The following is a 15,464-nucleotide window of genomic DNA, read 5'->3' as shown; positions in this document are numbered from 1 at the left end:
ATTGTTTTTATTTTACTTGTTGTATATCTGATTCTGAACGCATTAATATCTGCCACGTACCATTAAATCGTGTGGCAATACCAGTTATGTTTACTTTACCTGTAGGCATTACTGCATTGGCAAAGTCGGCGTATGTGCTGGTACGTAGTATAACGGTAGAACCGAATTCATTGAAATTTCTGTTAGCGCAGTTGGCTGTTAGAGCTACACTGCCATCGTTAGGCGCGAAAACAGCTTTGCCGTCAGCTTCTTTTAATGTTACATTATTAAGAGTAACAAGTCGGCCACAGTATTCGTCAATGTTAAGACTCTCACTGAAATCAATAGGTGATATTGCTGCAATATCAGGATTCGAAATTATCTTGAAATGTTGTTGCCATGTAACTTTGTTCATTCTGCTTACATATGTACTACCACTACTGCTTGTATATGGGGTTCCTATCTCTGCTTGTTTACCGTAAGCACCTATATATAGGCCTTTTAGGTTTACAAGAATTTCCTGACCAACAGGAAGATAACCATATATACCACTTTGGCTTATACAAATGATGATTGCTCCTGTTTCGTCTTGTAGAGAAACCTCATTGTATAGATTTCCACCTATGTCATTACCTGTTATGCGACCTTTGACTTGTATATCCTCATCAACTGAAGCCATGCCGTTCGAGGTTATAACGGAATTGTACTTTGACTTCAGATTGGCTATCGTGATTACATTCGTCTCTTTTATTGAATTGTCACCGTAAGCAGGCTCGCTGTTGTCTGTGGCATTCCAGTTTCCATCCATACAAGATGTGAACATAACGCAGGCCATTGCCAATATTATAAAATATATTCTTTTCATAATTATTCTTGTTTTAGAATTTGTATGATATGTTGAGCATCCCGTTAAATCCTAGAGCATAAAATTTCTTAGGATTCTGTGAGAATTTGTATGCACGCTCATTATTGTAAGCACCAGTTGTACTGTTTACTGTATAGTCGCTTCTGCTCTGCTCATAACCACCTGTACATATCTTTGTGTTGTTGAGCAAATTGTCAAGAGTAAGATTGATGGCAAGTGAACCTTTCTTAAGGTTTATGCTCTTTCCGATGCTTGCGTCAAGCATGAATCCACCATTCCCTTTTGACTGGTCTGGGACATTAAAGTTTCCTTCGTTGTCTACGCGTCCCATTGTTATAAGAGACTTCTGATATAGGAAACAAGGAGGGTAAGACAGATATATACGATCGTAATAGTTTCCATTCAGGTCAAGGTACCATCCTGCTTTATGATAACTTATACCTAAACTATAAGCTGAAAGAGGAGTTCCTGACTCACGCATGTTTTTGTTCATTACGATATCATTTGTATAAGTGCCCTTAGTAGAGTTCATATAAGTTACATCTGAGTTGTTTATGTATTTCGCATCGCTCATTGTTGCAATGGCTTTGATGTTTAATACAGAAGAGACTTTAAAGTTAAGACCTGCCTCTATTCCATAATATGCTTTCTTTATGTTGGTCATAGATACATATGAGAAAGAATTTATATCATCGAAATAGAAATTCTGCCACTCTGTTCCGTCTTGTATATGATTATAGTAACCATTAATGTTGGCATGCAACCATGTTGTCTCTAGTGCGTATCCGATTTCACTGCTGAATACTTTTTCACAAACAAGATTCTTAACAAAGTCATTATTTACTTCTGGAGATGAGAATGCTGTAGAGGCTAATGGAGCCCTCCATTCATATCCTGCACCTACTAATATAGTGTTGCCTCTTCCAAGGTTGATGTTAGTACCTATTTTACCGCCACCGTCAAGGAAATGTGCTGTTCCGCTCTTGCCATAACTGTTGTTTGCAGCTAAACCGTTACGCATCTTTCCGTCTCTTTGCATACTTGTGCCGCCGATCTTGCCGTTTATGAATGTATGGAAACGACCTTTGTCAATCGTATATCCCATCCATGCGCCAGCTTTATCAACAAGCATATTATAGTTATATCCGAATTTGTCGCCTTCCTTTACTACACCATTTGGATTGTTCAAGTCGTATTGTACCTGATCGGAGTTGGATGGATAAGTGCCTATAGCATAAGTGTTTATGTTATGGAATGTTGTTGCTCCAAGCAGATCGCTCATAGTAAGATAATGGAATCCTTTGTTAGTAGATAGATTTACACCTATATTACATACAGAGAATTTATCAAGATTTACTCTCAAAGATGAAGATAGATTTATAGCCAACTGGTTATTATGCTTTGCCTGTATATAATACATAGCGTCTCCTCCAAGTTTTGAAATTTGACTATTGGCATAATAGAGTTTGTCCCACTGGATTTGTCTGTTATATTCAGATGCAGTCATATAGTTGTATGCTGTATTCCAATCTGCAAGGTCCTGCGTAGTACGGTTACTTACGTCATTGACATTCCATACGTCATAAAAGCTACTTGGCATATTCTTCCAATAGTCAGGCTGGGGATTCTCACTATTGCTGTAATTGAGTTTTGTGCTACTATAAGCAGCATATTTGCCACTCAAGGTAGTAGTAAGTTTCATAGATTTGTTTATCTTCCAATCCCATGTGAATAAAGCAGTAGGAGCAAAATCATTTACGACACGTGAATTACGTATCTTTCCATTCTGATATCCCCAATAAGGGTTGTAGTAGTTGCTATTGGCGAGCCAGTAATTTTCATCTGTTGCTCCGCCTTGCATACCACGTTCTGTTGGATTACCCCATGTAGCAAATGATATCCTATGTTGGTTATTGATTATTTTTTCGGCACCGAAAAAGTAAGAAAGAGAATTGTAGAATGTGCCTTTTACATATCCTCTGTTTGCCCATCTGTAAGATACGCTTCCCGTAAATGCCCATCCATCTTTCATTAAGCCTGTACTATATGTATACATAGCTCTTAATGTGTAAGTACGGTTAGCTCCACTTATGGTTACACGGTTTCCTGCCGGCATATTACTAGCACGGAAATTGTAATTGTCTGAACCGCCAATTCCAGGTACAGAGAAATCATTACTCTCAAAAGGGAGAGCATTCTCCATATCTCTTGTCTGATTGTTCAGACCACCTATCATACTGTAGTTGAACTGTCCTGTTTCGGCATTGTTCATCAACGCTCCGTTGATGTAGATGTCATTGTACTTTTGGTTGTATGCCCGATATCTGAACCTTACAGGACTGAATAGATATCCCACATTGTTAGCATAGAAGTTGTTGTTCGAATTGATAATCGTAACATTTTGATTCATTTCGTCATCCTCGCCCAACTGGGCTTCCGTAAATGTGAATGCCGACTCGTCTTGATCCGTTGTAGTCTTGTTAGGATTCTGGTCTTTTGTCTGTGCATTAGTAGCAGCGACAAAACAAGTGGCAATCAAAGCGGTAATTAGCTTTTTCTGCATAGCTTTACATTATTTAGTTATTATATCCGATGCAAATATACTTAATTTTTTTAGAATAAATTTAGTAATAATGATTAAAATTTAATTAAATATGCACTTTTTGCGATATAGTTTGATAAAATTACCGTACTTTTGCAAATATAATTATCATTCTATATGAAAATAAGAAATCTATTTATTTCTGCCATATTCCTATTTGGAACAGTGGCCATTTTTGCTCAGCAGAAAAAATATTCTGTATACGCCGTAGGGTTTTATAATCAAGAAAATCTATTTGATACCTGCCATGATGCAGGGAAAAATGATTATGAGTTTTTGCCGAATGGTTCGTATAAGTGGACTAGTTTGAAATATAAGCATAAAATCCATAATATGGCTCAGGCTTTGGCTGATATCGGTACAGATGTTCTACCGCAAAGCATAGGATGCAGTATGATAGGTATGGCTGAAGTTGAAAATGATAATGTGATGAATGATCTTATCGCACAGGAACCATTGAAAGCTCGTGGTTATAAATATATACATATTGAAGGTCCTGACACTCGTGGTATAGACTGTGCACTTTTGTATAACCCAAGACTTTTTAATGTTCGCAATTCCAAACTAGTACCTTATGTTCCTGATGCAAAAGACAGTGCATATAAAACTCGTGGATTCCTTATTGTTAGTGGAACTCTTGCAGGGGAGCATGTAACGGTTATTGTAAATCACTGGCCTAGTCGTTTTGCTGGTTCGATAGTTAGAGAAAAAGTGGCAAGTCAGTGTAGGATGGCAAAGGATTCGGTCATGCGTGATGATCCTAATGTAAAAGTCATCGTTATGGGTGATATGAATGATGACCCTTTTAATAAGAGCATGAGTGAGTCGTTAAGAGCTAAACGTGAGATAGGCGAAGTGACTGATAGTGATATGTATAATCCTTGGTGGAACATATTGGCGAAAGAGGGCAAAGGTACACTTGCATATAATGGAAGTTGGAATCTTTTTGATCAGATAGTGGTATCACCTAATCTCATCAACCGTGATGGAGGCAATGATTACAAAACATTGAAATTCTTTAAAAACCAAATATTCAGACGTGATTATCTGATACAACAAGATGGTAAGTATAAAGGTACCCCTAAAAGGACAACCGCCGGTGGTGTTTGGCTTGACGGATACAGTGACCATCTGCCTACTGTAATTTATCTCATAAAGCAGCAGTAAGCCTTTATAATAGAGAGTTAAGTCATTAATAAGTTGCTTATATGTTTAATCAGTGAGGTTGTACTAATCTTTCAACCTTTTTACACATTTAAGCAACTTTTATTTTGTAATTATCTCTATTTGCACTATCTTTGTCCCATAAATAAGAACTGTTAATGGAATCAAAAGAATTCATTAAGAAATTTAGTAGTAAGTATCTTTGGGGCAATATATTGGCAATGATTGCTGTTATTATACTACTTTGTGCCGGACTAAAGTTCGGTCTGGATTTGTATACTCATCACGGTCAGAGTATATTGGTACCCAATCTTAAAGGTATGCAGTATGAAAATGCACGGCGATTGCTTGAAGATGATGGATTAAGAATTGAAGTCAGTGATTCTGGCTATAATAAATTATTACCTGCAGATTGTATACTTGCACAGACTCCCGGCACTCGTGACAGGGTAAAGAGTGGTCACGTAATTTATGTTACTGTCAATTCACCTCATTCTCCAATGATTGCAATACCTGATATAATAGACAATAGTTCTGTACGTGAGGCAAATGCTAAACTTACGGCTATTGGTTTTAGACTCCTTCAGCCGCAATTGGTTCATGGAGAAAAGGACTGGGTGTATGGAATAGTGAGCCGTGGACGCAAATTGTTTGCCGGCGACAGAGTGCCTGTTGATATCCCTCTGATGTTACAGATAGGCGATGGCAAATTTGATCAGGGTTCTTCTGATGTTGATTATACCGACCCTTCGCAATCAGAAGGTGATCAAGATGAATTTCAAGAGGTTTCGGGACCTGATAATAATGAAGCTCCGGCAAAAAAAGGAAATAAAGAAGCTACTAAGGGTGGCAAGATAGATGAGAGCGGAATAAATGATTATTAAATTCTGCTATTCATACTTTAATATTACAATATGGCAAACGAAGAACTTATAGATAAAGATATAGAAGAAATTGAAGATTCAGAGGAACAAGACTCTCAACTCTATGAACATATACGTATGGTTGTTGACCATGGGCAGGTGCCTCTGCGTGTAGACAAATATATGTTTGAGCGTCTGCAGCATTCCAGTCGTAACCGTATACAAAAAGCTGCCGATTCAGGATATGTACATGTAAATGACCATCCTGTTAAAAGCAACTATAAGGTGCGCCCGTTTGATGTTATCACATTAATGCTTGACAGACCTCATTTCGATACATCTATAAAGGCTGAGAATATACCACTTAATATAGTTTATGAAGATAAACAGGTAATAGTTGTTAATAAACCGGCCGGGTTGGTAGTACATCCAGGATGTGGTAATTTTACAGGTACACTGGTTAATGCCATTGCTTATTATTTGCGCGAATTGCCTTCGTATGATCCTAATGACCCACAAGTTGGACTTGTGCATCGTATAGATAAAGATACAAGTGGTCTGCTTGTTATTGCAAAAACGCCTGACGCCAAGACAAAATTAGGAGCTCAGTTTTTTAACAAGACAACACATCGTAGCTACAATGCACTGGTATGGGGAAATATGGCAGAAGAGGACGGACGTATAGAAGGAAATATATCTCGAGATCCTAAAGATAGATTGCGTATGACTGTCTTTCCTCCTGATTCTGGAATTGGAAAATCAGCAGTTACTCATTATAAGGTTATTGAGCGGTTTGGGTATGTTACTCTAGTAGAATGCATATTAGAGACAGGACGTACGCATCAGATACGTGCACACATGAAACATATTGGCCATCCGTTATTCAATGACGAGCGTTATGGTGGTAGCGAGATACTACGAGGTGAGAGAAGTGGATCATATAAGCAGTTTATACAGAATTGCTTCAAATTATGCCCAAGGCAGGCTTTGCATGCACGCACTCTTGGATTTGTACACCCAGAGACAGGCAAACAGATGGATTTCACTTCTTCGCTACCCGATGATATGCAACAGCTAATAGAAAAATGGCGAACTTATATAAAAGGAATAAATTAAAAACAATACATTATGAAAAATTTAAAGAGAACTATAGCCATCGTATGTGGTGGTGACTCATCAGAACACGATGTTTCAATGCGTTCCGGACAGGGACTCTACTCTTTTTTCGATAAAGAGCGTTACGATGTATATATAGTAGACGTAAAAGGAATGGACTGGAATGTTAGCCTGCATGACGGTACTACTGCTCAGATAGACCGTAATGATTTTTCTTTTATGGAAAACGGCAAACTGGTTCAGTTTGATTATGCATATATTACTATCCATGGTACTCCTGGTGAGAATGGAATTATGCAGGGCTTTTTTGAACTTATTCACTTGCCATATTCTACCAGTAGTGTGCTAGTAGAAGCTATGACATTCGATAAATTTGTACTCAATCAGTATCTTAAAGGTTTTGGTGTACGCGTAGCAGATAGTCTGCTTATACGTAAAGGATATGAGCAATTGGTCAGCGATGAAGATGTTGAGAAGAGAATTGGTATGCCATGTTTCGTAAAGCCATCTGCAGACGGTAGTAGCTTTGGTGTTTCAAAAGTTAAATCGGCTGATCAGCTGGCACCTGCTGTGCGTAAAGCTATGCTTGAGAGCAACGAAGTAATGGTAGAAGGATACATAGATGGTATAGAGATTTCTGTAGGTTGTTATAAAACAAAAGAAAAGAGTGTGGTACTTCCAGCCACAGAAGTGGTAACTGATAATGAGTTCTTTGATTATGATGCAAAATACAACGGTCAGGTAAAGGAAATAACACCTGCACGTCTCAGCGAAGATACTACAAAGCGTGTTGCTGAGATAACAAGTAGAATATATGATATCTTACATTGTAATGGTATTATTCGTATAGACTATATAATATCTAAAGGAAAAGATTCTGACGGGAAAGACGTTGATAAAATTAATATGTTGGAAATCAATACAACACCAGGTATGACGGCAACAAGTTTTATACCGCAGCAGGTAAAAGCGGCAGGCCTTAACATAAAGGATGTCCTTACTGATATAGTAGAAAATCAATTTAGATAATTATGAAAGTTCCAGACGAGTTTGATGAGATACGTCCTTATGGACCAGAGGATTTGCCCGATGCCTATGAGCGACTGATTGTCGATCCGCAGTTTCGTACAATGGTTGGATACATTTTCCCTAAGGTTCCATATGATGATGTTATTGCAAAAATGCGCACTTGCAAGACTAATCTTGAGTTTCAGAAGGCATTTTGTTATAAGTTTCTTGCAAACCTTTTAGCAACAGTAAGCAAAGGCGCTGAGATGGATTCCAGTGATATATGTAATACGGGCAGATATACATTCCTTAGTAATCACAGAGATATTGTTCTGGATTCAGGATTTCTGTCAAAGTTGCTTCTAGATAATGGTTTTACAACCACTTGCGAGATTGCCATTGGCGATAATCTTCTTGTAATGCCATGGATAAAAGATCTTGTGCGTGTAAACAAGTCATTCATTGTACAACGTAGTGCCTCAATGCGCCAGATGCTTATGGCAAGCAAAAGGCTCTCTGAATATATGCATTTCGCTATATTGGAGAAAAAAGAAAATATATGGATAGCACAGCGTGAAGGTCGTGCCAAAGATTCAGATGACCGCACCCAGAATTCAATATTGAAAATGATGGCAATGGGAGGTCAAGGGAGTATTATAGAGCGACTCGAACAATTGCATATCGTACCACTTTCGATATCTTATGAGTTTGATCCATGTGATTTCTTAAAAGCAAAAGAATTCCAACAGAAGAGGGATATATTAGATTTTAAAAAAGCCAAAGAGGATGACGTTATTAGTATGAAAACTGGTGTTATGGGTTATAAAGGTCATATACACTATCATTGCGCTCCATGTTTGGATGACTTTTTGCATCAATTAGACCCTGATATGCCTAAATTAGATCTGTATGATACTATAGCTCATCATATAGACCATGAGATACATCGTAACTACCTTCTATATCCCAACAATTATATTGCTCTTGATATGTTGAATGGCAGTACCATGCATTCTTCAAAATATACATCCCATGATGAGGCTGTGTTCGAAAAGTATATTAATGATCAATTGGCTAAGATATTATTGCCTAATAAGGATGAAGCCTTTTTACGGAAATGCATACTTACTATGTATGCAAATCCTGCTATTAATTATTTGGCAACATTATGAAACATTTAGGATTGGCATTGACAGTTATCGTATTAGTTGCATGTAACCGTAATACATATGATTCGGGAGATGGCAATTATTCTTATCTCTGTGCTGATTTTGTTGAGGCTCATACAAATAATGATTTGAAAGCGGATTATGTCATTATTGACGAGGGCGATACACTGTCAATGTCTAATCCTTTTACTAATAAGAATTTTAAAGTAAGGGATTCTCTTTATCGTGGGGCATTATATTATAATAGGGAAAGTGATGATAATGATAATGTTAAGATATCTCCAGTATCTTATTCTCCCATACCTGTTATCAGGGTTGTTCCTAATAATGACAGTTTGAGATATGATCCCATGGATTTTGAAAGTATGTGGTGCAGTAAAACAGGAAAATACCTGAATATGTCGCTCATATTTAAGACAGGACAAGTAAATGGTTCTGAGGGTATGCATGCTGTATATTTTACTAAAGACTCGAATATCGCTATATTTAACGGTAAGAGACGTCTCCATCTTACTTTTAGTCACAACCAGAATGGAGTTCCTGAGTATTACACAGCTCGACAATATGTAAGTATACCATTGAAGCAATTCGCGACCGAACTTCATAAGGGTGATTCTATCGCAGTTTCGGTGAAGACATATGATGGCTGGGTTCAAAAATGTATAGAATACTAGTAATATTTTGCGGAAATATAAACCTATAATGTTTGCCGGTACAGGCAGTGACGTTGGCAAAAGTGTTATTGCTGCGGCTTTTTGTCGTATACTTAAGCAGGACGGGTATTCTCCAGCTCCGTTTAAGGCGCAGAATATGGCACTCAATTCTTTTGTAACATCCGACGGACTGGAACTTGGACGTGCTCAGGCTGTCCAGGCTGAGGCTGCAGGCATACCATGCCTAAGTGATATGAATCCTATTCTACTTAAGCCCCAATCTGATCATACCAGCCAGATTGTTCTTAATGGTCGTCCTACGGGGAATAAAGACGCCTATGACTATTTCAGTGAAGATAATAATGATATGTTGCGTAAAGAGGCCTATGCTGCTTTTGATAGACTTTCAGAACGTTATAGTCCAATTGTAATTGAAGGTGCAGGTAGCATATCTGAAATAAATCTTCGAGATCGTGATATCGTTAATATGTCTGTGGCTGTACATTCTGATGCCGGTGTGATATTGGTAGCAGATATAGATCGAGGGGGCGTTTTTGCTAGCGCTTATGGTTCGTTGGCTCTCTTACCACCTGAAGAACGGAAATACATCAAGGGTATACTTATTAATAAATTTCGTGGTGATCTTAGGCTTTTTGAGTCTGGTAAAAAAATGATGGAAGATATATGTAAAGTTCCAGTCGTCGGTGTCGTACCTTATTATAAAGACATACACATTGATGAAGAAGATAGCGTTGATTTAGCATTAAAATCTCGGAATTTGGAACACGGCAAAATAAATATAGCTGTAATATTGGTTTCACATTTAAGTAATTTTACAGATTTCAATGCGTTGGAACAAGATTCCCGTGTAAATCTTTTTTATACAAATAATACAGAAGATCTGCAAAATGCTGATATCATAATATTGCCTGGAAGCAAAAGCACTATAGCTGATCTGTGTGAACTGCGTAGAAATGGTTTAGCGGTAGCTATTATAAAAGCATATAATGACGGCACCTCAATAATCGGTATATGTGGTGGTTATCAGATGTTGGGCACCGAAATATCAGATCCTGAATGTATAGAAGGCAATGTCGGACATATTCCCGGACTTAATATTCTTCCTGTAGAGACAACCATAACTAACGAAAAACTTACAACTTGTGATGTCTTCTCGTTGGCTGTAGGTGATAATACGACGAATAAAATGGAAGGCTATGAGATTCACATGGGTATAACAGTTCCTGTTACTGGCACTGAAAATTCACCTTTGAATAAATTTGCAGACGGTAGAAAAGATGGCTATTATAAAAATAAAAAGTGCATGGGAACATATATACATGGAATATTAGATAATAGACCATTTATAGATTTCATCCTTTCGCCATTTTCTGATAAATTGAATAGTACAGATAGTTTTACAGATTACAAAGATTTTAAAGAGATACAATACAATAAGTTGGCAGATCATGTACGTGCAAATGTAGATATGGATTTGATATATAAAATATTCGAATACAATGAATGACGGGCATGGCGATGATATATATAAGTATGGTAATAAGGTGAAAATAAACTTTAGCAGTAATATTTTTGCTTATGCAGATCTGGAAGGTCTGAAACATCATATTTCAGAATACTTAGATGTTATTGCAAATTATCCGGAGCCACAACCTATAGCTCTTGAAGAGAAATTGTCCAAAAGATTAAGTTTGCCACGTGAATGCGTTATGATAACTAACGGTTCAACAGAGGCTATTTATCATATTGCACAAATGTATAGAGGTGCCAAGTCGTGTATTCATCAGCCTACTTTCAGTGAATATGAGAGTGCATGCATAGTTAATGGGCATATTTTTTCGGATAAGGCTAGCATACATTGGATATGTAATCCTAATAACCCAACTGGTGATGTTATACCTAAAGAACAGTTAGAAGAAACCTTAAAGGTGAATCCTGATCATATATTCATTATAGATCAGGCTTATGAAGATTATACAACATTACCACTTTTCAATTCTAAGGAAGTATTGAAATATCCGAATCTTATACTTTTGCATTCGTTTACAAAAAGATACTGTATCCCTGGACTGAGAATAGGTTATGTTACAGCTATCAATGGTATAATAGAAAAATTAAGAGAATATCAGCAACCATGGTCAATAAATGCTATCGCTATTGAGGCCTGCAGTTATCTCCTTGATAATGATATACCCAATTATCCTGATATAGATGTCTACATGTCTGAGGCTATGAGATTAAGATCAATGCTCGTTGAAACAGGTTATATTGATGTACATCCTACAAATACTACATTTATGCTTGCAGAATTGAAAAAGGGTAGAGCCGATGAACTGAAAAATTTCTTAATAGAGAAATACGGTATGCTTATAAGAGATGCGTCTAACTTCAAGGAACTTAACAACCGATTCTTCCGTGTGGCTGCGCAACGTGCCAAAGAGAATGATAAACTTGTTAAGGCAATTAAAGATTATTTGAGATGAACTTATTTGATATAATATGTTCTAATATTAAATGTTTTAAAATAATACTGGTTCCTGTGTTTTCTATAAATTTTCCACTAATATTTGCATGGTTATTAGATTTAGTATTTGGTGACCCGATATGGTTCCCACATCCAGTCGTTTTATTCGGCAAGATCATTTCTTTTGGTAATAAATGTTTGAATAAAGGGCGATACAGAAAAATAAAGGGCGCTTTTATGGCAGCTATATTAGTCGTACTGGTATATATACTTATAAGTCTACTTGTTTACATATGTAATAAATACTTCTTTAAAAAGCCATACGTTGATATTGTTGTCGAAACGCTGATAATTTTCAGTTGCCTTGCCGGTACAACGCTTATTCGTGAGGTACGAAATGTCTTTTTTGCATTAGACCGTTCGTTAGATGAAGGGCGATCTCAGGTATCACGTATTGTAGGTAGAGATACATCTAATTTGTCAGCTCAGGAAGTTCGTAAGGCTGCGTTAGAAACGTTGGCTGAAAATCTTAGTGATGGAGTAATTGCTCCTCTTTTTTGGTATCTTATATTAGGTGTATCAGGAATGCTAGCATATAAAATGATAAACACACTTGATTCGATGATCGGTTATCGTACAATACGTTATAAGGAGTTTGGATGCTTTGCTGCGCATATGGATGATGTCGCAAATTATATTCCAGCAAGGCTCACTGCTTGCCTGATGGCATTGGTTGGTACTATAATTAACAAAAGATCTATAATTTATACTATAAAGTTTATAAAAAGATATGGACGTAATCATGCCAGTCCCAATAGTGGATATCCGGAATCAGCTCTTGCTGGTATATTAGATTGCCAGTTTGGTGGCCCTCATTATTATTTTGGAGAGTACTTCCATAAACCTTTTATTGGCTATAATGACAGGCAGCTGTCTACAATAGATATGAAAAAGGCTGTAAAGATAAATAGAGTTGCTGAAGCAATTATGATAATGTCAGTGATTCTACTCCATTCTTTACTAAACTCATTTTCCTAGGTAAATAACTGATAAATGTATCATTTTTATATTAAATATGAAAATATTGTTTACCTTTGCAGATATTGTATTCAATGGCATAATTAAATGAGTAAAATACTTCTTATAAATGATATGGCAGGTTATGGGAAAGTTGCTACTGCTGCAATGCTTCCTATAGTATCATATTTTGGACATTCAGTGTATAACCTCCCAACGGCTTTAGTATCTAATACATTAGACTATGGCAAATTCAATATATTAGAGACAACCGAATATATAAAAGGAGTCTTTCCTGTATGGAAACAATTAGGCTTCACTTTTGATGCTATAGCTACAGGCTTTATTATTTCTGAAGAACAAGCCCGTATTGTATCTGACTATTGTAGAGAGCAGTCTGCTAGCGGCACGATTATATTTGTAGATCCAATAATGGGTGATGAAGGAAAACTATATAATGGCGTTACCAATGAGGCTGTAAATAGAATGCGTGAGATGGTAGCTGTTGCCAATCTGGTTATGCCTAATTATACAGAAGCTACATTACTTGCCGGGATTGAATTTCGTAAAGATGGTGTATCTTATGATGAGGCTAAGATTCTTTTAGATAAGTTGCGTGCTATAGGAAGCAAATCTGTTCTTATAACAAGTATAAAAGTAGATGGCCAAAATAATGTAGTAGGATACAATAATTTTGATGGTGAATACTTCAAACTGCCATATACAGAGATTCCTGTTCATTATCCTGGAACAGGAGATATCTTTTCAGCAGTGCTTATAGGTCATCTACTTAAAGGTGATGCTTTGAAAAACAGTACGCGTATAGCTATGGATGCAGTAAGTAGCATGATATGTAGATATAAAGACAACGAAGACAAAAATCAAGGTATACCTATTGAGAAATGTCTAGATATATTGTAGATGGTACGCTTAGAAATCTTCTTTCTTTTCTATGTGTATTTCTACGCCGGTAATTGGATGTCTGAAATATATTTCTTTAGCGTGTAAGAATAATCTTTTATCTTCCTTTCCATAAAGTGTATCTCCAAGTATAGGAGTGTCAAGTCCGTCTTTGTGAGCGCAATGTACTCTTAATTGATGCGTTCTACCTGTATGTGGACAAAGCTTTATTTTGGTATGCCCATTTTTAACGCTTATTACTTGGTAATCTGTTAGGGCAGGCTTACCATTTATATCTACAACTTGTCTTGGGCGATCTAGGTAGTCAGGACGCATTGGCAATGATATAGTGCCTTTCTGATTTGTTACTATTCCATCCAGTATGGCTATATATATTTTGCGAATTCTATGATTTTTAAATTGAGCTTGTATGTTTTGATATACTATCTTTGTTTTTGCAATTATCATTATGCCAGAGGTGGCCATATCTAATCTATGTACTATTACAGGGCAATCTTTTTCAATGTCGAACATTTTCATTGCGATTGATTTTACAGAAGGAAGATCCCCTTTACCCGGAACTGAAAGCATTCCGGCAGGCTTATTTATTACCGCGAGCCATTTATCTTCATACAAAGTATCTAGATTTCGCTCTGTATAAGAGTCAAGTGGATTTTTATCTACAATAAGCCCTTGCATTGCATGGCTAAGTATAGGCTTACATTTCCCTTGGCATGCAGGATAATAATTAAGATGATGCCTAATTTCAGTCTTTGGTGATTTACCCCACCAGAATTCAGCCATGCAGATTGGTTTTGCATGATTTATGTATGCATGCTGCAATAGTTTCGGCGCACAGCATTCTCCCGCGCCTGCCGGCGGATTTTTATGTACTGTTTCTGCGAAAATACTACAGAGGTCTCTTTGTTCACCTTTCGCGTTTAAAATTTTAAATTGAGAAAATAGCCAATGTTGTAATGCGTCAGACTTTTCTTTCCGTTCTTTTTTCAACTTAGATATAGATGCGTCTATCTTGCTCAGATCTTCTTCTTTTGATGATAAACTATCTGATAGTCTTTTCTTCAATCTTTTTAATTCAGCCTTCATAAACTGGCTCTCTTTTATCAGCGAATCATCTTCAAATAATGATGACCGTAGTTTGTCGCGGTGAATTTTCGCCTCTTTCATCTTTTCGCGATATTCAGATATTTCAGAATTCGATTTTTCTTTCAGCTTCTTTATTTCTTTGGCAAGTGATAGACGTAATGCTGATCTTTCTATATTATCAATCTTTTTATTGATATATGATATTTCTGCTTCATGAATTTTGAAATAACCCTCAGGATTAAGTAAATCGTATATTGGTGGCACAAAAAAATCCCAATCATTTCTACCTAATAATATTCCTGAATATGCCGCATAGTAGCCCAATTTCCCATCTTTATTTTCGACAACAAGAACACCGAACATTTTACCATTGTTAAGTTCTTCTTTCCATATATCTTTAGATTCAATATATGTTTGCACTTCTTTTGCAGCCATTATGCATAAAGGATGTGGCACGTAGAAAAAAGGGTATGTAAATTTTTTAGGTCTTTCGATTACTGTATGAAGCGGATGAAAAGTCATATGGCGATATTAGT

The 15,464-nt window shown here is 36.7% G+C and carries 13 protein-coding genes; 10 read left to right on the top strand and 3 right to left on the bottom strand.

All coding sequences use genetic code 11. The annotated features are described in order from the left end of the window. Positions 1–7: 7 nt before the first annotated feature. The gene (locus XYLOR_RS09600) at positions 8–844 is read right to left on the bottom strand and encodes a DUF5689 domain-containing protein (protein WP_036878875.1); all 837 of its coding nucleotides are present in this window, start codon (positions 842–844) and stop codon (positions 8–10) included. 13 nt (positions 845–857) lie between these two features. After that, entirely contained in the window at positions 858–3,407 is a 2,550-nt protein-coding gene (locus XYLOR_RS09595) for a TonB-dependent receptor (protein WP_036878873.1), read from the bottom strand. 156 nt (positions 3,408–3,563) lie between these two features. Here XYLOR_RS09595 and XYLOR_RS09590 point away from each other — a divergent pair, with 156 nt between their 5' ends. The 10 genes from XYLOR_RS09590 (at position 3,564) to XYLOR_RS09545 (ending at position 13,842) form a co-directional block, all read left to right on the top strand. Further along, the gene (locus tag XYLOR_RS09590; RefSeq protein WP_051508961.1) at positions 3,564–4,613 is read left to right on the top strand and encodes an endonuclease/exonuclease/phosphatase family protein; all 1,050 of its coding nucleotides are present in this window, start codon (positions 3,564–3,566) and stop codon (positions 4,611–4,613) included. A gap of 155 nt (positions 4,614–4,768) precedes the next feature. Further along, the gene (locus XYLOR_RS09585) at positions 4,769–5,494 is read left to right on the top strand and encodes a PASTA domain-containing protein (protein ID WP_036878871.1); all 726 of its coding nucleotides are present in this window, start codon (positions 4,769–4,771) and stop codon (positions 5,492–5,494) included. A gap of 30 nt (positions 5,495–5,524) precedes the next feature. Then, positions 5,525–6,589 (top strand): RluA family pseudouridine synthase, encoded by a 1,065-nt coding sequence (locus XYLOR_RS09580; RefSeq protein ID WP_036878869.1) that lies wholly within the window; start codon positions 5,525–5,527, stop codon positions 6,587–6,589. A 12-nt stretch (positions 6,590–6,601) separates the two neighbouring features. Then, positions 6,602–7,618, top strand: coding sequence for a D-alanine--D-alanine ligase (locus XYLOR_RS09575; RefSeq protein WP_036878867.1), 1,017 nt, complete (start codon positions 6,602–6,604; stop codon positions 7,616–7,618). A gap of 2 nt (positions 7,619–7,620) precedes the next feature. Next, positions 7,621–8,769: a 1-acyl-sn-glycerol-3-phosphate acyltransferase gene (locus XYLOR_RS09570; RefSeq protein WP_036878865.1), complete on the top strand. Its 1,149-nt coding sequence runs from the start codon at positions 7,621–7,623 to the stop codon at positions 8,767–8,769. Next, positions 8,766–9,440 carry a NigD1/NigD2 family lipoprotein gene (locus tag XYLOR_RS09565; RefSeq protein ID WP_036878863.1) on the top strand — a complete coding sequence of 225 codons (675 nt, stop codon included), beginning with the start codon at positions 8,766–8,768 and terminating at the stop codon, positions 9,438–9,440. The genes XYLOR_RS09570 and XYLOR_RS09565 overlap by 4 nt, the downstream gene beginning before the upstream one ends. Positions 9,441–9,468: 28 nt before the next feature. Then, positions 9,469–10,947: a cobyric acid synthase gene (locus XYLOR_RS09560; protein ID WP_084608590.1), complete on the top strand. Its 1,479-nt coding sequence runs from the start codon at positions 9,469–9,471 to the stop codon at positions 10,945–10,947. Beyond that, complete coding sequence (locus tag XYLOR_RS09555) at positions 10,940–11,923, top strand: aminotransferase class I/II-fold pyridoxal phosphate-dependent enzyme (RefSeq protein WP_036878859.1); 984 nt, start codon at positions 10,940–10,942, stop codon at positions 11,921–11,923. Before XYLOR_RS09560 ends, XYLOR_RS09555 begins: the two co-directional genes overlap by 8 nt. Further along, positions 11,920–12,942, top strand: coding sequence for an adenosylcobinamide-phosphate synthase CbiB (cbiB, locus tag XYLOR_RS09550; protein WP_084608589.1), 1,023 nt, complete (start codon positions 11,920–11,922; stop codon positions 12,940–12,942). The genes XYLOR_RS09555 and cbiB overlap by 4 nt, the downstream gene beginning before the upstream one ends. 87 nt (positions 12,943–13,029) lie before the next feature. After that, positions 13,030–13,842, top strand: coding sequence for a pyridoxamine kinase (locus XYLOR_RS09545; protein WP_036878858.1), 813 nt, complete (start codon positions 13,030–13,032; stop codon positions 13,840–13,842). Positions 13,843–13,851: 9 nt separating this feature from the next. On the opposite strand, the gene XYLOR_RS09540 is transcribed toward XYLOR_RS09545, so the two are convergent. Beyond that, positions 13,852–15,450 (bottom strand): RluA family pseudouridine synthase, encoded by a 1,599-nt coding sequence (locus XYLOR_RS09540; protein ID WP_084608588.1) that lies wholly within the window; start codon positions 15,448–15,450, stop codon positions 13,852–13,854. Positions 15,451–15,464: the final 14 nt, after the last annotated feature.

It is taken from the genome of Xylanibacter oryzae DSM 17970, from assembly GCF_000585355.1.
Classification (GTDB): domain Bacteria; phylum Bacteroidota; class Bacteroidia; order Bacteroidales; family Bacteroidaceae; genus Prevotella; species Prevotella oryzae.
This window is presented reverse-complemented; position numbering and strand designations above follow the sequence as displayed.